Here is an 18,210-nt window from a genome sequence, read left to right on the forward strand (position 1 = left end):
AATCTAGTAGCAGAAGCTACCCTGTGGGAATGCGACTTCTTGTCGCACCATAATTATCGTTATTGGAAGTTGGATAACTTTGCTGATTCCCTAATACAATGGAAATCGACTATTTTTATCTTTTTTATTAACTTTAAATTTATTTAAATAAATCTTTTTAAATATTCGCCAAATATTTTATTCATAACTTTGGGGGTGTTTTCTAAATAAACATTAATTTGTTCAATGTTCGATTCAAATTTATCAGAGTTACTTTCATCTGTTGGAAAATCAGATATTCCTTTTATAATAATGCACTCAACATCATTCTTCTTACAGATATAAGCAATTGCACCCGCTTCTGTATCAGCTATTATTATTTCGTTTTCTTTAAGTTCTAAATAGTCCTTCCACATAACTACTGCTTTATCAGCGGTGCCAATTGTTCCGGTGTAAAAATCATTTCCATATCTTGATAGATCGATATCGACTATGAAGGATTGTTTAATAAAAGGCTCAATTTCTTTTACTGTGCAATCATATTGAACGGCTTTATCTGGTACAAAAATATCCAAATTACTGAACCTATCATCTATTCCTGCACATGTTCCAGCAACGATTACTTTAGTTAAATTAAATTTAGAAATCATATACTGATTACCACCAACACCATTTACTTTTCTTACACCGGTACTATAAAAAACAAGTTCAGTATCATTAATTGTTCTCATGAAATACTCGCCATAAGGATAACCGAAACGTTCGTTATCTTTTATGCTAAAGTATTCCAATGTCGCTTCATATTCCCACTTAGTTGCTATACTTATTCCTATCATCGACTTACCACCCTACAATATTCTAAATTAAGCTCAATACTTTCTATAATTTACTCCCTTTTTTTCGAGGGAAAGGAAAAAGAAACCCATATAGCATCATTCTCTTTTTGATTTATAAAGTCCTTTTTTTATTGAACTATCTTGTCAGTTAGCCGAACAAGAACTATCTCATTTTCGGGTGAATATTATATACATATATAGTTCATATAACATCTCATTATCAGTAGCAAGGAAAAAGGAGAACCCTACTCTCACAAGGGAACCTTCTTTTTTATTTCTATGAATCTATACATGTTTTATACATTCCTATCCTAACGCAGTTTTAGTGTTCTTGTTTGTTACTGGATTAGCAAAAAAACTGTATAAAATCTTGCATGCTCTTAGCATAGTTTTTTTCAAACATACTGGCATTCCCGAATATTCGCTTTCTGATGGCATTTCTTAAACTTTCATTAAAACACTCTCCCCTCCTTTGTCTATCTTTGTGAGTAACTCTTCTTGTTTATTTAAAGTCCTCCCCCTCAAAGCCAAACAAATGATTCAATTTATCCAGTATGTAAATAAAAAGGAGAATCAGCCCCATAATGGACTAACTATCCTATAACTTCTTATCTAAACTTAATAAAACTAGAACTTCTTTCCCTATGTATCATTATTTCGTTATTTCACCAAACTGCGCTCTCGTTACTTTCGCCAAGTCATCCACTTTCAGCTCAATTTGTATACCAATTTTCCCGCCACTTACAATCATCGTTTCAAGTGATTGGGCACTCGCATCAATACATGTAGAAAATAACTTCTTCATTCCGACTGGTGAACAACCACCGCGAATGTATCCTGACACTTTCGTAATATCTTTTACAGGAATCATTTCAATTTTCTTTTCACTTACTGCTTTTGCGGCAGCTTTTAAATTTAGTTCCTCATCTACTGGAATAATAAACACATGATAATTTTTACTATTTCCTTGAGCGATTAACGTTTTATATACTTCTTTCACTTCTCGTCCAATTTTCTCTGCCACTGATACGCCGTCAATTTTCCCATCATCTGGATCATATGATATCATCGAATATTCAATTTTTTCTTTATCTAATATTCGCATCGCATTTGTTTTATCTTTTTTCATAACGTTCTCCTTAAAAGGTTATTTCATATTATTAAGTTTTATTATACACCCTTTTCCATTTCTCCTACATAACTTCACGTATATTTCAAAACTAAAAATATTGATAATTCAAAAATCATCTGCTATACTTTGAAAAAACCTTATGTTAAGGAGAGATTTATAATGCGAAATGTTAATACTTCTTTCCAACTTCATCATCATACGTAACGCCGTGTATCCGAAGAAAAATTTTTCTTCGTGGGTACAGGGCTTTTCCTGTTGACCCACGAAGCGTTCATAAAGCTATGTGGGTATTTTTATACCTGCATAGCTTTTTTTAATTTAAAAAGGAGTGATTATGATGGAAATGAAAAATGTAAAAGGAACGAAAGACTATTTACCAGAGGAACAAGTGCTGCGAAATAAAATTAAAAGAGCTTGTGAAGATACGTTTGAACGTTATGGCTGTAAACCGTTAGAGACACCAACGTTAAATATGTATGAGCTTATGTCATACAAGTACGGCGGTGGTGATGAAATTTTAAAAGAAATATATACGCTTCAGGATCAAGGAAAACGTAACCTTGCCTTACGCTATGATTTAACAATTCCATTCGCAAAAGTCGTTGCAATGAATCCGAACATCCGCCTCCCTTTTAAACGGTATGAAATTGGAAAAGTATTTCGAGATGGGCCAATTAAACAAGGAAGATTTCGTGAGTTTATACAATGTGACGTTGATATAGTCGGTGTAGAGTCTGTCATGGCAGAAGCGGAACTTATGAGCATGGCATTTGAACTGTTCCGAACGTTAAACTTAGAAGTAACGATCCAATATAATAACCGAAAATTGTTAAACGGTATTCTCGAATCTATTAACATCCCTACTGAACGAACGAGTGACGTCATTTTATCATTAGACAAAATCGAAAAGATTGGGATAGATGGTGTACGAAAAGATGTATTAGAGCGCGGAATTTCTGAAGAAATGGCTGATACGATATGTAATACTGTTTTATCTTGTCTAAAGCTTACAATTGCTGACTTTAAAGAAGCTTTCAATAATCCCCTCGTTGCCGATGGAGTAAACGAATTACAACAATTACAACAATATTTAATCGCTCTTGGAATAAATGAAAATGCTATATTTAATCCGTTTTTAGCGCGAGGACTGACAATGTATACAGGTACCGTGTATGAAATCTTTTTAAAAGATGGCTCAATTACATCCAGCATCGGTAGCGGAGGACGATACGATAATATTATTGGGGCATTCCGTGGTGATAATATGAATTATCCAACAGTCGGTATTTCATTCGGTTTAGACGTTATTTATACAGCACTATCACAGAAAGAAACGATATCATCTACAGCGGATGTATTTATCATCCCGCTCGGAACAGAATTACAATGCTTACAAATCGCCCAGCAATTACGTTCTACCACTTCCTTAAAAGTCGAACTCGAACTAGCAGGACGTAAATTAAAACGTGCCCTTAATTATGCCAATAAAGAGAATATCCCTTATGTGCTTATTATTGGGGAAGACGAACTTAGTACAGAAACTGTTGTGCTCCGAAATATGAAGGAAGGTAGTGAGGTGAAGGTTCCGCTTTCTTCTTTGAAAGATAATACATTTAATAATTATTGTAATATACCCATTAAGTTATAGCTGTGAATCCTTCCTAAAGCATAATCTATGTAAGCTAAAAACTCCATTTAATAATGGAGTTTTTACTGTTATTTATTAATGTTTAAATGTAAATGTCTGTTTATATTTTCTTTCCGACTCACAATCTTTTTGTCCATCTTTTAGCAACCTAGAAGGCTTTTCTTGCCAAGTTATAATAACTTCAAGTTCATCAGACTGAACCGATATAGGAAAATTCGCATGATTAAAAGCAACTTCTTTACTTAACACATGATCTTTTTTAGAAGTGAAAAGTTCATACTTCGTCTGGGAATCTGGTTCATTTCGAAATACTTCAACGATTACATGATAAGCGTCCTTCCCGATATCTTGAACCTCGAAACCATACGTATCAAAAACATCCTTTTTAGATGTAACTAAACCAGTTTTTTTCTCAGGTTGCTTAATTTCTATTTTCCATCGATCTGACGTTTGAGAAATCGGTAAATGCTTTGGAGAAAAGGCATGAACAGTGAAAGTACTTCCAATTACAAAACAAAATATGCATAAGAACGAAAAAAGCATTTTTTGCATTATGATAACCTCCATTGTTTTAAGTTTTGAATTACTGTTCCCTAAAAGCAATGGATATATTATCCCTTAAACGAAAAGCACCTTCATCCCTTTATAGAATCTCGTATACAAGTTTTTAAACAACTGAGATTAACTTAATAATCTAGTCAAATATTTTCCACCTACTGTCTGATCAATGTGGATAACGTCCCTTCCCCTTATTGAGTTGGTTTTTCTATTTTATAGATAACCAATAATTAGTTAACATAAAAAAATTATATTCTACTAAAATCTACAAATAATCAATATCCAATTACCCCCTAAAATAAGTAATATATAGATATTGATTATTTTAGGAGGATTCACTTTGAAAACCTACATCCAAGCACTAAAGTGGACTACAGGGATCTATCATCTTTTATTGATTCCTTTTTGTTTTTTATTTCTAAGTCGTGTTAACCTTTATGGGATACCTTTACTACTATTGATTGCTTTACATATCACTACTATTTTATTATTTAAAAAAGAAGGCATGAATACATACCCTCATTTGATTAATCAGGTAGTTACTATGAGATATAACACGTAAAAAATAATCCTCCTTATAAGCTGTATACGCATACTAAAGAAGTAGAATTTCATTTCTCTTATGTATGAAATTCATTTTTCATGGAAAACTATATTAGTATGTATGCAGTTTAAACGCTCTATTTATTAGAGTTGGACAGGAGGAGAATGAATATGTCTGATATTGAAGTTGGCGAAGTGTTTACTCTTAGTGATGAGAATAACGAAGAGCAAGAAGTAGAAGTACTTGGAGCGATGGATGTCGAAGGCGCAGAATATATTGCCGTTGCCTTTGTGGAGGATATCCAAACCGAAACTGAGGAAGACATTGATATTTTCTTTTTAAAAGTAGAAGAAGATAATGAATTCTCATACATTGAGAATGATGAAGAGTTTGAAAAAGTATCTGCTGCGTTTGAAAAGATTTTGGATGAGCAAGAGCAAGAAGAATAGGAATGAAACAGACGAGGGCGGATGCATATCCGCCCTCGTCTGTTTCATCACGCATTCAAAGACTTATGCAGCAATTCCAGTACATCTTTCATCACAAAAGGACCGTCTTTTTTCACATGCTCAGCGAATTCTGAAACTAGACGTAATGTTTTTACACTTTCAATCGGATGCTCGCCTGATGCACTTTCGGCAGAAAGCATAACAGCGTTCGTTCCGTCCAGTACAGCTTGAAACACATCAGTTACCTCAGCCCTCGTTGGAATAGAATGCTCTACCATAGATTGAAGCATTTGTGTCGCTGTAATAACATATGTATTCGTTCGATTACATTCCTGAATCATCATTTTCTGCAAGAGCGGAACAAATTGGAACGGCAACTCAACTCCTAAATCGCCCCTTGCAATCATAATTCCATCTGCTTCTTTACATATATCTTGAAAATTCTTGATCGCTTCCATCGTTTCTATTTTTGCAATTAAATTAGGTGAGGTTTCTTTATACTGTTGTATAAAATCTCGTATTTCTTTTATATGGCTAGGTTTTCTTACGAAAGAACATGCGATAAAATCAACACCCTCTTCTAAAAGAAACTGAATATCTTGTTTATCTTTCTCTGTAATAGCCGGTAAACGAACGATTGCGCCTGGTAAGTTCACCCCTTTATGAGATGAGATATTACCACCTGCTTTGACCTTTGTTTCTATTTTATCCTTACCTACCTTCCCTACGATTAACTCAACTTCACCATCATTCATTAAAATTCTACTTCCGACTTTCACATCATTCGCGATCCCTTCATAATCAACACTTGCTTCCGTACTACTCCCTGTAACTGGTTGTGTATGTAAAATAAAAGAATCTCCCGCCTGAAGTGTAATTTGTTCTCCTTTTACTTCACCTAACCTTATTTTAGGACCTTGTACATCGCCTAAAATTTTAATAGAATCGTCTAACGATTTCACTAAACGAATAATATCTTTATGACTTTCATGTGTGCCATGTGATAAATTTAGCCGAACAATTTTCATACCATTGCTTATTAACTGCGCTAACGTTTCTTTATTATTACTTGCTGGCCCAATTGTACAAATTCGATCGATTGTCACTCTTATCACCATCCTTTTTCATTATGATTCCCATAAACTTCCATTACACTCTCAACATAAAAAAAGCCTACTCCCACAAGTAGGCTTTTGAAACTACGAAAGTTTCGTTAATAACTGATTTAAATCTTTTTTCGTTTTCGTCGTCAATGACTTCATTTTAGTAATATCTATCTTTTCTTTCTCCGCTCCTACAATTAACGGATACATACTTTGTCCAATTGTTTTAGATTCAGCTGGGTGTGATGTTTCTAACTCTTTCTCAATTACATCCCACTTTGCATTAATTTGTTTTCCAAGTTTATTTACTGTTTCTAATTTCGGATTAGCAGCTAATTGCTTGTCTAAACTATCAATTAATGCCGCAACTTCTTTTACATTTGTTTTCACCGCTACGTTTTTCTTCGGATCTTTCGTTGTTTTTCCGTCTGAGTTTGTACTTGTACTTTGATCTGTTGTTTTCCCGCTAGTCGTTTGATCATTCGTCTTTCCTGTCGTCTCTTTTTCTTTTGTTTTTACATTCTCATTTTGAGTTGATGTTTTACCGTTACTTTCTGTTCCTGATGATTCTTTCGTATTTTTTGCATCTTTATCTGTTTTTTCATTTGAAGAAGTATTTGTTTCTTTTTCAGTATCTTTCGTTGTTTTTGACGCTTCGTCTGCACTTGTCGTTTTTGCCTCTCCTTCATTTTGCGCTGTTACTTGCTCTTTCTTTTCTGTTTCTTTATCTGCTGACGGACTACAAGCTGCCATAGTAAGCATTGTACCAATTGTTATCGATGCGATAGCGACCTTTTTCATTTTCATATAAATCCCCCTATGTTTACGTAATTTATCCTCCCCTTTACGATTCGATTTCCCCTTAAAAAATCCCTTTTCATACGAATTATCATTTTTCCGACAGTAATCTTCATAATAATACGTACAAAAACCGATAAAACAATTTAAATATTCGAGTTTCTTCTACTTCATTTTTCTTCTCCTTACTAAAAGAAAAAGAGTATATTGTCATATAAAGAATTACGATCCTCATATGAAGATATACTCTTCTATCAAATTTTTCTCTTTCTTGACATTTTATTTATACAAAAAAATAAAATTTTCTTTCGTTTTTTTGTTTCTCAACAATTGTTAACATAATATATTTATGAGTAACCACCATTCGAATGAATAATTTGCCCTGTAATCCATTTTGCTTCTTCACTGACTAAAAAAGAAATTAAGCGTGCTGCATCCACTGTTTCTCCTACTTTACCTTGTGGAAACTTCCATACTAAATGATGCTTCAACTCCTCTGTAATCCATCCTGTATTCGTTGGTCCTGGATCAACAGCATTCACTGTAATCCCCTTCTCCATCGCAACTGGTGCTACTGATTTTGTAAATGCTTCAATTGCTCCTTTCGTCGCTACGTATGCTAGTTCATCAGGCATTGGCCCGAGTGACTGCCCTGAAGTAAGATTAATAATACGGCCACTCGCCTTGCTTGCATAATGTTTTATAAATAATGAACTTAATAACATAGTAGCGCGAACATTTACTGTATAATGTTTATCTAACTGCTCTACATTTAATTCTTCGATTCTCGTATGAGTAGCATACGCTGCATTATTAATTAAAATAGATGGATCACCTAACCGTTCTGAGACCATATAAAACAAACGGTTTGGCGAATATGACTGCGATAAATTGATTTCTGCCATTTCACATCGAACACCTAAACTTTCAATCTCCTCTTTCAACAAAAAGGGCTCTTTTTCATGCATTCCCCACGGCATCGCTTTATCATACTGAGACCAGTACGTGAAAAAAATGTCTATTCCTTTTTGAGCAAGCACCTTGCATACAGCTGCACCAATTCCATTCAGACGAGTTGCCCCTGTTACAATTGCTATTTTCTTCACCTTTTCTCCTCCACCTATGGATAAATCCTCTGCACGAATACAGAGGATCTATCTTTTTATTCAATATTTGACAATATACGTTCTGCACCTAATTTTAAAATTTTAATAAAGATATAATTTACAATCGTAAACATTACAAATAAAACGATAAACATAACCCACAGTCCGACATGAAGGAAGAAGTATAATAGACTTACTCCCGCTACAATAACTAAAGCTATTAAAATATTAGCTAAAAAATTCCACAAAGTTGTATAGCGGCTCTTAAATAATTTCTGCTCTGTATCCCAATGTATATCTGCAGTTTGTGCATCCCAGCGTGTGCCGATTAAATTAATTAGTAATAAACCGTTCGCACTTAATAAGAACCAAAGAACCATAAATACTGGAGAAATTCCCGCTACAACTGCCATCGTAATACCGAACACTGCTAAAATAATTACATTAATTAACCAAGCCGTGATTGCTTTTGCAAAAAAGATATCCGAAGCTTTTACAGGTAAATATCGATTTACAAACCAAGAGCTTCCATCACGTGAGAATGAAGTTGTTGCAATAACGTTACTTCCCATTAAAAATAGCGATGCACAAAGACCAACGCCAATTGCAAGACCTGCTGATTTTGGATTATCAATATATCCCGTGATCCATTTTAAATTCCCATCTTGCACGAATAAAATGAAGAACAACATAATCGGCATAACGAAAGTTTGTACGATACAATTTAAGAAAAATTGTGGTGTACGGAATAACGTTTTAAATTCTTTTTTCACATATGCTTTCAAATGTGAACTTTGTACCGTAGATTTCTGTAAGCCTTCTGCTGAAATGACCTCTTTTTTTGCTGTACTCGTTGAAAGTCCAATAACCCCTTTTAAATATGTACGCTCTGCAATGTAATAAAACAACACAAAAAATACAAATGAAATAAGTGCAAAGATTATTACATATAAAGGACCCTTCCAATTTGCATTTTCTACTAATGCTACTGCTCCAAAATATGTAGTTGGAAAATAGTTTGTCATTTGTACTAAAAGAGAAGACTGGTTATTTGCAAGGTAATCCGCAATTGCATCTTCAGAAAACGAACTTTTATTTTTCCACTGTAAAAACACATTAATTCCTACAATAAATAGTATACTTACGATTCCAATAAATATATTTCCTCGGTCTTTATTTTTCCCTATATTTGTATACCTCATAATAACTGTCATGAGTAATGAAGCTAATACTAACGGCACAATCGGGAAGAGTATATAAATAAAAATCATGTATATGTAATATGTAATAAATGCGCCACTTTTTAAACCGTACGTAATGAAGATTGGTAGTAAAATGAATGAACTCATTACGTATTGTGTAATTAATACTGTTAAAAATTTTGCCGAAATAATTTGCGCTGGTTTTAATGGTAATGGTAATAACATTTCAATGTCATTGCTGTAGTAAAATACAGTTAAAATGTTCGTAATACTCATTAAAAATACCCATATACTCGCAATCGCAAGTCCCATTGCGATAATCATTCCTGGATCTTGCCCTAAATGTATCATTCCCTCATACATTGCATGCGTAATAGAACCAAACAGTAAAAAGCCGACAAATAAAATAGCTGCAAATGAAAATACGTACGCCGCTCGTTTCTTCTTATCTGTTAAAAAATCTGCATAATTTAATTTCAATAATACTTTCGTTAACGTCCAAATTTTACTCATTGCCCGTCATCTCCAAGAACATTTTTTCAAGTGATTCGTTGGATTTAAAATGATCTCTCATTTCATCTAAATTCCCTTTGAACTGCAAATTCCCCTTATTAATAATCGCGACGCGGTCACATAATTTTTCTGCCACTTCTAATACGTGTGTAGAGAAGAATACAATCTTTCCTTTATCTGCATGTTCTCTCATCATTTCTTTTAAAATATATGCAGATTTCGGATCGAGCCCAGTTAACGGTTCATCTAAAATCCATACATCTGGCTCATGCACGAGCACACCAATAATAACGATTTTTTGTCTCATACCGTGCGAGTAACTTTGAATTTGATCCGATAAAGCATTGTAAAGATCAAATTTCTTCGCTAAAGTCTCGATTCGTTCTTGGCGTACTTCTTTCGGCACTTCATACATATCTGCCATAAAGTTCAAATATTCAATTCCCTTTAATCGTAAAAACATATCTGGACTATCTGGAACATAACCAAACGTCCTTTTCGCCTCCATCGGATTTTTCATAATATCTATACCATTAATCGTAATCGTCCCTTTGTCCACCCCGTGAATACCAGTAATCATCTTAATTGTCGTTGATTTACCCGCACCATTCGGTCCTAAAAATCCAAAGATTTCTCCGCTAGGCACAGATAAACTTAAATCTTTTACTGCATAGGTAGACCCATTATAACTTTTTGACACATTCGTAATCTCAATCATTCCATCCAATCCTTTCCTTAATTACCAAATAACTATATTAACATTATAGCATACTTCTATTTTTAGATTTTTATATTTTTTCAGTTTTTTAACCTTTAAAATAAATATACAAACCTAATCCAACGATTAAAGCGACAGCTAGTATAATATAAATCATCGTAAGCCTTCTAATATTCCCCTTTGTCGCTTTACTATAATTTGCATCACCATTTCGCCCAATTAACACCGTTGCCACTACAGTAATGACTACAAGTAATACAACGATCATGATCCAAGTTAACATGCCTTCCTCCCCCTCCTTACAACCATTTTACAATATTATCCTCTTTGTTTCGCAGTATATTTCCTCTTTTTACTATTATTATGAAAAGAATTGGAAAACTATTATTACTATACATTTTCGTATGTGATATATTTATAACATAATATGAATTATTTCTAACATTGAAAGGAGAATCTATCGTGAAAACAACTTGGATTAAATATTTAGGGTTTCTCGGTTTCTTCGGTTTCCTCGGCTTTTTTTATGAAAAAGGATTGTTTACTATGTTTTGTTTCTTCTCCTTTTTCACAACGTATAGAACGGTTCAACACGATGAACTGTTTGAACAAATCGTCAATAAATCGTGCCGTAATGCTTTTATCGTTACATTACTAACTACTGCTATCATTTTGTTTATTGAAATGTTATTTCCAAACCCAGTACTACAAGAGATTGATATCGCCCTTATTTTCGGCACACTCATTCTTACGTTCGGGTTCTCTATGTTCTTTTACGATAAACCTGTTGATGAAATGGAAGATGCACCATGGCGTTCGTAACGAAAATAAAAGAATATCGCGCTAAATTGAACATGACACAAGAAGATTTAGCAAAGAGCGTTGGTGTACGTCGTGAAACAATTAGCCACCTTGAAAAAGGAAAATACAACCCTTCCTTGCAGCTTGCTCACGATATAGCGAAGGCACTTCAAAGTACGATTGATGAAGTTTTTATTTTTGAGGATGAATAAGAAATACCGGCATTCTTTGTGAAAAGAATGCCGGTATTTTTCATTTATACAACTATCACCCATACAAAACCGCATGAAATACGCCCAACAGTAAATATTGGTCTTCTATATAATCTTCATCGTATACATTCATCTCGATGTGATACATATCTTCCTCAAGACGAATATTCCAATCTGCAATTACATAGCCCTTTTTTAATAACTTTCCCATCCCAAAAGTAGTTTTATGAACAACATATTCTTCTCTCTTATACGTAAAGGTAAATAAGAAATTTGCATCCAATAACTTTCCGTCACATACAAGTATTTCATGCTCTGCATCATGATTATCATTGTACGTTACTAAAATCCTTCTTTGGCGCTGCCTACTTACATCCTTTGCAATAACGCGAACATTGTCCTTACTATCCTTTATTTCATAAATGATATTACTACCGACTTTCGGAATAAAGTCTAGCACTTTCATCAACATATTTTTATAATAGCCCCGTACTGCGCCTACTCTTTCGCTTTCATTATAAACCTCTATTGACGTCGTATCTGCTTTACTATCACACAGTCGTTTGTAAGAAAGCTGCATCATTTGCTCTCCTCTTAAGTACTGATCAAACGTCACAGGATATTCTATTGCGCGCAGTTCTTTATTTAACTCATATAAATAGCGTTGAACACTCTCCACTAATGTTGTAGTAGAGATACTCTCCTGAAGCTCAAATTGTTGCCAACTGGAAGAAACTCTCCACTGATTGTCCTCTTCATAAGAGAAACTAAGAATGATCTCTTCACGGTCAGGCGTTTCATAATTCATATGTACATTCTGCCCATGTTGCACTTGCTCCATCCACTGTCCTAAATAAATGCCGAGCTCTGCGACCTTCACACATGACTTTTGAAAAAATACGCTGTTACTCGCGTGAATCGTTACATCCCCTTCGATAAAGCCCTTTGAATAAGCATCATACCGCGGCTCATCTTTCTGTGGGATATTCTTGTCTAACTCAAATAAAAACTTTAACATTCTTTATTCACCTCTAGTTGTTACACAGCTCTTTCCTAAATTGACCGCAGCAATTCAAAATATATCAACGATTTTTTCGATATATCGACTTATCAACAAATATCGACACGATTAAAATGAAGCTACTTTTTCTTCCGCCACTTCTACAAGTTCTAAAATTTGCAGCAGGCTCTCCACTTCATAAGTTGGCTTAACACTTGCCTTATTCTCTTTCAAACTCGGATTATACCAACACGTATCAATGCCGTAATCTTCTCCGCCTTTCATATCAGAAGTGAGCGAATCTCCAACCATTAGTACACTTGATTTATCCGTAATCCCAAACTTTTCAAATGCATAATCAAAAATCTCACGTGCTGGTTTTTGATGACCAACCTCTTCTGAAATAATAATATGATCAAAGAAATTACATAAAGGCGAATTTCCGATTCTAGATTGTTGCACTTTCGTATATCCATTCGTAATGATACCTAACTTGCAATCTTGTAGATTCTCACATAATTGCACTACACCTTCTATAAGATGTACTTCTTTCCCTAAGTTTTCAAGGTATACATCGCTAAATTGCTGCGCATCTACTTCTATATTATGAAGGGCAAATAATTGTCTAAATCGATCTACCGCTAATTCACTTAACGTAATCATTTTATTTTCTAAATCTCTCCATAACCCATTACTAATCTCTTTATAACTCGAAAGATAATCAGTATACCCTGTAGGCATACCGAACTGTACAAACGCATTATGTAATGCGTGTCTTTCCGTTTCAGGAAAATCTAATAATGTATCGTCTACGTCGAATAATATAACTTTGTATTTCATGATGTTCTTTCTCCTCAATTCTATTTCAAAAATTTATTCTCATAGCTTATAAACTTTTATATATTTCGTGATGGATTGCTTTAACCCGCTCTTTATAGAATACACCTTTATCTTCTATTTTCAAATGTGCTATAAATAAGTTTGCAAGCATGACCGCTGTATCTAACCTATAAAATAAACTAACAATATGAGAAGTAGCGTTAAAGATACTATCATTCTTATATCCATCTTTAAATTCCTCCCAACTAACCTCATTTGTTTCAGCTATTCTCATAAGCTCCAGTAATGGATGACCAATTAAAGCGTTATCCCAATCAACTATTGCTTTAACTTCTCCATTATACCCGATTAAATTGGCTGGTCGAATGTCCATATGTAGTAAACTCTTTTCATGATCCGCTGTACTAAGAATATGTTCAATTGTTTTTGTATCTGGAAGTTTCATTCCACAGTTCGTAATTGTATTAAACCCTTCTATCCGTTTCACAATTCGTTCTGCTATATACTTACTAATGGGCTCTCTAATATTTTGTTCGTAATGCAAATCATCAATTGGCATGCTATGAAGCTTGCTCACTAACTCTCCTATTTTGTGCGCAGAAATTGGCATATGATCAGTATACACACAATCCGAAATTAAAAAATCAAGTTCGGCAGAAAGATGCAATCCATGTATCCTTGGCACCGAAATACCTTTTGAATGACAATACTTAGAAAGCTCTGCTTCCTTTTGCAATGAAATCCGACTATTAAATAAATCTTCATTTATATTTTCTACTTCTCTTTCCCATGGCACTCGAAATGCTAAAGCTCCCTTTTCTGAATCTCCTCGAAAAACAATATTTTGCACTCCCGTTCCAATCACCTTTAAATCCTGAACAGCTAATTCCTTATAATCTTGACTTAGTATTGTTGCTAGCTTTTCTCTTAACCCCTCTGCTTTTCCACGTGTATGAATCATTTTATCCCCCGATTCGTAAGTTCTTTTCATCCATTCTCTCTTCGTTGCACAACATCCTCATTAGCAAAATTATAACAACAATAGTAAAAGGAGGCTAATCCAATCAGCCTCCCAAATTCTTATTTATCCTCTAACAATAACTCTTTCATTTCCTCTAACGACTCTTTCGTAAAGCCAAGTGCTTTTTCAGCATACGCTTCAACTGAACCGTATTGCTTTTTTAATTCATCAATCGCAGCTTGTAAATACTCAGTGCGTGCTTCAAACATCGCACCCAATATCGCTCTACTCTCATCGTTTTGTAGTTTTGCACCTAAAAAGGCCATCATTTTCTCGTTTAACTTTTCACGGAAACCGTTACTTAGTAAATAATCTTCCATTACTGTTTTCTCTGGTACACCTAGTAAAAGTAATAATAATGCTGATCCAAATCCAGTACGGTCTTTCCCAGCTGTACAATGGTTTACTAACGGTAAGTTTTCCGGGTTTTGCGCTAAGTTTAAGAAGCTCACAAATGCTTCATTACCACTTACGAAGTCTTGATTCATTTTCACAAGGTATTCACCTGGTTTCCCTAACATAGAAAGGTCACCAACTTGGAAAAACTCATTTATATTTAAGTCTTTTGCTAAATCTTGCATAACTGGTAAGCACACTTGACGAGCTCCTGTAATCTCAGGGTTTGGCTTATGCTTCACTTCAAAGTCTGTACGGTAATCGCAAATTAACTTTAAGCCAGACTTTTGTAAATAGTCGATATCCCACTCTGTTAATCCTGCTAATTCTTCAGAGCGGTACAATTTGCCCCATTTTACTTTACGGCCTTCAAGCGTTTCATATCCTCCCATATCACGGAAGTTAAACGCGCCTTGTAATGGCAATCTACGCTCAGCTACTGTTACTGCTTGTCCATTACTACCTACTAGTCTAAAATATGGACGCTCATTTTCGCTCGGGTTTTCAATTGTATATGATGATTCTCCATTTACCGTTGCAAGTAATTCTCCATTTTCTTCAATATGATCTGGCGAAGTACTCCAATAAATACGAACTTCTTCTATATGATTTTCCCACTTTATTTGTAACGTATTATCTTCATTTCTTTCTACAGTTGCTTGTAACCAATTTCTTTGCTGCCCCATTCTTTCACCAACGCTTTCTCTTATAATCGAATCTTACTCTATTGTATTATAGGAATATCTACTTTGTCGTTCTCATTTTTCTTTTTATCTTACAAAGAGGCAAAAAGTTCTTTTACTTGTTCAAAATTTGTACATGGATTACCGCGAAATACGTATGCGATTTGTTCATCACCTGAACCTTCATATACAACTGTTCCGCGATTAGGGTGTGAATAAAACTCTAACCCGTTTATAATTTGTTTTGGGCCATAGTTCATTGTCCATGAAGAAATAGGATAATACGCTTTGTTTTTATGTCTACAAACCCAAAGTGCGTATAGTTTATTATCTTCGTCCCAATATACATACTGCGTTTCGTCATTTCCGAAACCGACCGATTCAAGTTTCCAATTTAGTTTTTCATGAATTAACAAATTTACATAGGATACGTCATCTGGAGCATTCCACTCTCTACATCTTCCTATCTCACCCATTTCACTTCTCTTCGCTTGAAAGCTTAATAAGTGAAATGGTGTATGTAATATCGTTTTCCCAAGCTCCATATTTACTGGTTGTAATTCAAATAGAAATCGTTCCATTTCGTCTTGGTTTACATATCCATGATCAACAGAAATTTCAACTTGTGTTTTCCATATAGATGTAACATAACTTTCTTTTCCTTTATAATTTACACCTTTCCAATACACAAGCCCTTTATATTGAAAACAATCTCCTTTTGCTTGAGAAATACAGCTATCCGGAAATACTGGTTCCATTATATCGAGAAAAAATTCCTTTACTCGAAACATTCCAGTTGGAGTAACAACCTGAAACCAAAAAGTTCCCCACTTTTCACCTTCATAACGTTCTGAAACTTTTTCAATATTCCAGCCTTCTAACAATACATTTGGATACAATAACACGAATGAATACATGGATTTCTTTAACATATATAGTCCCCTCCCGCTATACGAGTTCGAGAGTATACATCATTCATCCTCCTAAAACTTTCTCACATATCTCTCAGTTGAACTAAGCAGCTGACATCCATTCTCTTCAAAAACATCCTTCATCCACTCATTTTGTACATTTGTCTCACCGATATAATAAGATGCACCTATTTCTTTTAAAACAAACATTGCCCCTGTAAAGAATGCTGCTTCATACCCTTTATTTCTCATATTTGGAGCAACTGCGAAATACATGAGCTTTCCTTCTTCTAACGTCCCCTTTTCAATATGTGGGATTACAATTCCTATCGGCTCTTCACCTACACTCGCTGTTAAACAATGTTCTTTCCATTGCTCACCAATTTCTTGTAGCATCATATTTACAAATTGATCATAAGTGACTTGTTCTTCCGTCATCTCACTCCAAAGAGAATAAAAAGCATCTTCTCCTACTTCTTCAATCAACTTAAAATCAATTTCACTTTCTACATCTTCTACTTTATATAGATCCTTAAACACAATGATGTTTTCAGTAACATATTCAAACGAGTACGTTTCAAAACATTTTTTATACATATTATAATTGGGGCTTTTCGAAGAAATCTCAAAATGTAAGTTTTCTATTCCCTCTTCTTCAGCCTCAGCAACGCAATATTGCATGATTTCCTTTAATTGCTCTTCTGTAAAAATCTCTGCATTATTTTCTTTTATCATGATAGAAGAAGCATTTCTTCTTATTTTAAAATGTTTTTCTAACTGTTCTATAGTCGTCATATACTTCCCTCATCTATGTCATACTTGAATTTCTACTTGTTCTCCTTGCATGAGCAGGATTGTCCTTGAATATATAGAATACTAGAAAACATCGCATCTTTAAAGTGCGGAGGAGGTTCTCCATTGGATATTACAGCGCTGCAACAACAGTTAGAGCTTATACAACAAAATGACTATACGCAACTGCGACATATAGATATAAATGAATTAACGCTCCATATGCTTCAGTATATCGGAACGACTGATAGTTACGTTCGTTACCAGCTTATATATAAATGTTTTGTGCATTTTATTCATCATGAATTCCTTATGGATGATCAACTGAAATTACTGTTGCAAACTTGTTTAAGTGATGAATATTTATATTGTGACATTTACTCCCCGCATTCAGATGGGGTTTTCACACGTTCTTACACTGTTTCGTTAATTGCGTTAATACTCCAATTCGCTAATTCGCACTACTTTTGTACAGAGGAAGATATTGAAGAAATAAAAAACAAACTCATTACATACACAAACTTAGAAACAGATTTCCGAGGCTATATTGAAAATAAAGGATGGGCTCATTGTCTTGCTCACGTATCTGATGCCTTTACTGAAATTGTCCACAATTCTTATACGACCTTTGAATGGTATGAAGAATTAATTCATTGCTTATTAAATAAAATCTTCATTCCATCTGACCTTTTTCATAATAACGAAGATGAACGAATTGTTACGCCATTACTAGCAATGCTGTATCATGACTTCCCGCAAGATGAGTTAATTTCTATTATTCAAAAAAAAATAAAAAGGCTTCCCCAAATTAGAAAACGCCTTTCGTTAAATGAATATTGTATTTTATGCGCCAACATTAAAACCTTTTTACGCACATTATTTTTCAGAACGAAAGATGACCATAACTTAGCCTTTACAGCACGTAAAACAGAAAGAATGTTAAAAGAACTTCCTAATTATTATTAGCT

20 protein-coding genes and 1 pseudogene are annotated in these 18,210 nt (G+C 34.3%); 6 read left to right on the forward strand and 15 right to left on the reverse strand.

Features of this window, described 5'->3' with window-relative positions; all coding sequences use genetic code 11:
• Positions 1 to 143: 143 nt before the first annotated feature.
• Together RTP99_RS25180 and ybaK are read right to left on the reverse strand one after the other, a co-directional pair.
• Positions 144 to 815 carry a 5'-methylthioadenosine/S-adenosylhomocysteine nucleosidase family protein gene (locus RTP99_RS25180; RefSeq protein WP_000579418.1) on the reverse strand — a complete coding sequence of 224 codons (672 nt, stop codon included), beginning with the start codon at positions 813 to 815 and terminating at the stop codon, positions 144 to 146.
• Positions 816 to 1,467: 652 nt separating this feature from the next.
• A complete protein-coding gene (gene ybaK, locus RTP99_RS25185; protein WP_000710846.1) occupies positions 1,468 to 1,944 on the reverse strand; it encodes a Cys-tRNA(Pro) deacylase in 477 nt (158 codons plus the stop codon).
• 337 nt (positions 1,945 to 2,281) lie between these two features.
• Here ybaK and RTP99_RS25190 point away from each other — a divergent pair, with 337 nt between their 5' ends.
• Positions 2,282 to 3,595, forward strand: coding sequence for a histidine--tRNA ligase (locus RTP99_RS25190; protein ID WP_116733385.1), 1,314 nt, complete (start codon positions 2,282 to 2,284; stop codon positions 3,593 to 3,595).
• 75 nt (positions 3,596 to 3,670) lie between these two features.
• Here the strand turns inward: RTP99_RS25190 and RTP99_RS25195 are convergent, their stop codons facing one another.
• A complete protein-coding gene (locus RTP99_RS25195; RefSeq protein ID WP_001171094.1) occupies positions 3,671 to 4,147 on the reverse strand; it encodes a hypothetical protein in 477 nt (158 codons plus the stop codon).
• Between the two features lie 346 nt (positions 4,148 to 4,493).
• Here RTP99_RS25195 and RTP99_RS25200 point away from each other — a divergent pair.
• Both RTP99_RS25200 and RTP99_RS25205 read left to right on the forward strand, forming a co-directional pair.
• Positions 4,494 to 4,700, forward strand: a pseudogene (locus RTP99_RS25200) (hypothetical protein); the annotation flags it as partial.
• A 161-nt stretch (positions 4,701 to 4,861) separates the two neighbouring features.
• Positions 4,862 to 5,146 carry a DUF1292 domain-containing protein gene (locus RTP99_RS25205; protein WP_073569360.1) on the forward strand — a complete coding sequence of 95 codons (285 nt, stop codon included), beginning with the start codon at positions 4,862 to 4,864 and terminating at the stop codon, positions 5,144 to 5,146.
• Positions 5,147 to 5,193: 47 nt separating this feature from the next.
• Here the strand turns inward: RTP99_RS25205 and RTP99_RS25210 are convergent, their stop codons facing one another.
• The 6 genes from RTP99_RS25210 to RTP99_RS25235 all read right to left on the reverse strand — a co-directional run bounded on the left by RTP99_RS25210 (position 5,194) and on the right by RTP99_RS25235 (position 10,869).
• On the reverse strand, positions 5,194 to 6,264 hold the full coding sequence (locus RTP99_RS25210) for a pyruvate kinase (RefSeq protein WP_073569359.1): 1,071 nt from the start codon (positions 6,262 to 6,264) through the stop codon (positions 5,194 to 5,196).
• Between the two features lie 81 nt (positions 6,265 to 6,345).
• Positions 6,346 to 7,056 carry a hypothetical protein gene (locus RTP99_RS25215; RefSeq protein WP_000782547.1) on the reverse strand — a complete coding sequence of 237 codons (711 nt, stop codon included), beginning with the start codon at positions 7,054 to 7,056 and terminating at the stop codon, positions 6,346 to 6,348.
• A 338-nt stretch (positions 7,057 to 7,394) separates the two neighbouring features.
• Positions 7,395 to 8,153, reverse strand: coding sequence for an SDR family oxidoreductase (locus RTP99_RS25220; RefSeq protein WP_000716975.1), 759 nt, complete (start codon positions 8,151 to 8,153; stop codon positions 7,395 to 7,397).
• Positions 8,154 to 8,209: 56 nt separating this feature from the next.
• Entirely contained in the window at positions 8,210 to 9,868 is a 1,659-nt protein-coding gene (locus tag RTP99_RS25225; protein WP_000036895.1) for a putative ABC transporter permease subunit, read from the reverse strand.
• Positions 9,861 to 10,586 carry an ABC transporter ATP-binding protein gene (locus tag RTP99_RS25230; protein WP_000570196.1) on the reverse strand — a complete coding sequence of 242 codons (726 nt, stop codon included), beginning with the start codon at positions 10,584 to 10,586 and terminating at the stop codon, positions 9,861 to 9,863. Before RTP99_RS25230 ends, RTP99_RS25225 begins: the two co-directional genes overlap by 8 nt.
• Before the next feature lie 88 nt (positions 10,587 to 10,674).
• Positions 10,675 to 10,869, reverse strand: a complete 195-nt coding sequence (locus RTP99_RS25235) for a hypothetical protein (RefSeq protein ID WP_000958868.1) — start codon at positions 10,867 to 10,869, stop codon at positions 10,675 to 10,677.
• Between the two features lie 179 nt (positions 10,870 to 11,048).
• Here RTP99_RS25235 and RTP99_RS25240 point away from each other — a divergent pair, with 179 nt between their 5' ends.
• The gene (locus RTP99_RS25240) at positions 11,049 to 11,408 is read left to right on the forward strand and encodes a DUF3796 domain-containing protein (protein WP_000859231.1); all 360 of its coding nucleotides are present in this window, start codon (positions 11,049 to 11,051) and stop codon (positions 11,406 to 11,408) included.
• Positions 11,396 to 11,599, forward strand: coding sequence for a helix-turn-helix transcriptional regulator (locus RTP99_RS25245; RefSeq protein WP_000896303.1), 204 nt, complete (start codon positions 11,396 to 11,398; stop codon positions 11,597 to 11,599). The genes RTP99_RS25240 and RTP99_RS25245 overlap by 13 nt, the downstream gene beginning before the upstream one ends.
• 55 nt (positions 11,600 to 11,654) lie before the next feature.
• Here the strand turns inward: RTP99_RS25245 and RTP99_RS25250 are convergent, their stop codons facing one another.
• From RTP99_RS25250 to RTP99_RS25275, 6 genes are all read right to left on the reverse strand, one after another.
• Positions 11,655 to 12,617 carry a tubby C-terminal domain-like protein gene (locus RTP99_RS25250; RefSeq protein ID WP_000911283.1) on the reverse strand — a complete coding sequence of 321 codons (963 nt, stop codon included), beginning with the start codon at positions 12,615 to 12,617 and terminating at the stop codon, positions 11,655 to 11,657.
• 111 nt (positions 12,618 to 12,728) lie between these two features.
• Entirely contained in the window at positions 12,729 to 13,439 is a 711-nt protein-coding gene (locus tag RTP99_RS25255) for a YjjG family noncanonical pyrimidine nucleotidase (RefSeq protein WP_000875921.1), read from the reverse strand.
• Between the two features lie 46 nt (positions 13,440 to 13,485).
• Positions 13,486 to 14,430 (reverse strand): phosphotransferase family protein, encoded by a 945-nt coding sequence (locus RTP99_RS25260; RefSeq protein ID WP_011040525.1) that lies wholly within the window; start codon positions 14,428 to 14,430, stop codon positions 13,486 to 13,488.
• 89 nt (positions 14,431 to 14,519) lie between these two features.
• Positions 14,520 to 15,542 (reverse strand): tyrosine-protein phosphatase, encoded by a 1,023-nt coding sequence (locus tag RTP99_RS25265; protein ID WP_000531490.1) that lies wholly within the window; start codon positions 15,540 to 15,542, stop codon positions 14,520 to 14,522.
• Positions 15,543 to 15,631: 89 nt separating this feature from the next.
• A complete protein-coding gene (locus RTP99_RS25270; protein WP_011040528.1) occupies positions 15,632 to 16,471 on the reverse strand; it encodes a hypothetical protein in 840 nt (279 codons plus the stop codon).
• A gap of 51 nt (positions 16,472 to 16,522) precedes the next feature.
• Positions 16,523 to 17,245 (reverse strand): GNAT family N-acetyltransferase, encoded by a 723-nt coding sequence (locus RTP99_RS25275; protein WP_000207374.1) that lies wholly within the window; start codon positions 17,243 to 17,245, stop codon positions 16,523 to 16,525.
• Between the two features lie 123 nt (positions 17,246 to 17,368).
• Between RTP99_RS25275 and RTP99_RS25280 the strand changes: the two genes are divergently transcribed.
• Complete coding sequence (locus RTP99_RS25280; RefSeq protein WP_000355458.1) at positions 17,369 to 18,208, forward strand: DUF2785 domain-containing protein; 840 nt, start codon at positions 17,369 to 17,371, stop codon at positions 18,206 to 18,208.
• The last annotated feature ends 2 nt before the right edge of the window (positions 18,209 to 18,210 follow it).

Source organism: Bacillus sp. (in: firmicutes) (genome assembly GCF_031983925.1).
Classification (GTDB): Bacteria; Bacillota; Bacilli; order Bacillales; family Bacillaceae_G; genus Bacillus_A; species Bacillus_A pacificus.

Excerpts from the sequence above, each read along its gene's own strand:
- RTP99_RS25180 (WP_000579418.1), bottom strand. The coding sequence starts at position 815 with ATGATAGGAATAAGTATAGCAACTAAGTGGGAATATGAAGCGACATTG.
- ybaK (WP_000710846.1), bottom strand. The coding sequence starts at position 1,944 with ATGAAAAAAGATAAAACAAATGCGATGCGAATATTAGATAAAGAAAAA.
- RTP99_RS25190 (WP_116733385.1), top strand. The coding sequence starts at position 2,282 with ATGATGGAAATGAAAAATGTAAAAGGAACGAAAGACTATTTACCAGAG.
- RTP99_RS25195 (WP_001171094.1), bottom strand. The coding sequence starts at position 4,147 with ATGCAAAAAATGCTTTTTTCGTTCTTATGCATATTTTGTTTTGTAATT.
- RTP99_RS25205 (WP_073569360.1), top strand. The coding sequence starts at position 4,862 with ATGAATATGTCTGATATTGAAGTTGGCGAAGTGTTTACTCTTAGTGAT.
- RTP99_RS25210 (WP_073569359.1), bottom strand. The coding sequence starts at position 6,264 with ATGGTGATAAGAGTGACAATCGATCGAATTTGTACAATTGGGCCAGCA.
- RTP99_RS25215 (WP_000782547.1), bottom strand. The coding sequence starts at position 7,056 with ATGAAAATGAAAAAGGTCGCTATCGCATCGATAACAATTGGTACAATG.
- RTP99_RS25225 (WP_000036895.1), bottom strand. The coding sequence starts at position 9,868 with ATGAGTAAAATTTGGACGTTAACGAAAGTATTATTGAAATTAAATTAT.
- RTP99_RS25230 (WP_000570196.1), bottom strand. The coding sequence starts at position 10,586 with ATGATTGAGATTACGAATGTGTCAAAAAGTTATAATGGGTCTACCTAT.
- RTP99_RS25235 (WP_000958868.1), bottom strand. The coding sequence starts at position 10,869 with ATGTTAACTTGGATCATGATCGTTGTATTACTTGTAGTCATTACTGTA.
- RTP99_RS25245 (WP_000896303.1), top strand. The coding sequence starts at position 11,396 with ATGGCGTTCGTAACGAAAATAAAAGAATATCGCGCTAAATTGAACATG.
- RTP99_RS25250 (WP_000911283.1), bottom strand. The coding sequence starts at position 12,617 with ATGTTAAAGTTTTTATTTGAGTTAGACAAGAATATCCCACAGAAAGAT.
- RTP99_RS25255 (WP_000875921.1), bottom strand. The coding sequence starts at position 13,439 with ATGAAATACAAAGTTATATTATTCGACGTAGACGATACATTATTAGAT.
- RTP99_RS25260 (WP_011040525.1), bottom strand. The coding sequence starts at position 14,430 with ATGAAAAGAACTTACGAATCGGGGGATAAAATGATTCATACACGTGGA.
- RTP99_RS25265 (WP_000531490.1), bottom strand. The coding sequence starts at position 15,542 with ATGGGGCAGCAAAGAAATTGGTTACAAGCAACTGTAGAAAGAAATGAA.
- RTP99_RS25270 (WP_011040528.1), bottom strand. The coding sequence starts at position 16,471 with ATGTTAAAGAAATCCATGTATTCATTCGTGTTATTGTATCCAAATGTA.
- RTP99_RS25275 (WP_000207374.1), bottom strand. The coding sequence starts at position 17,245 with ATGACGACTATAGAACAGTTAGAAAAACATTTTAAAATAAGAAGAAAT.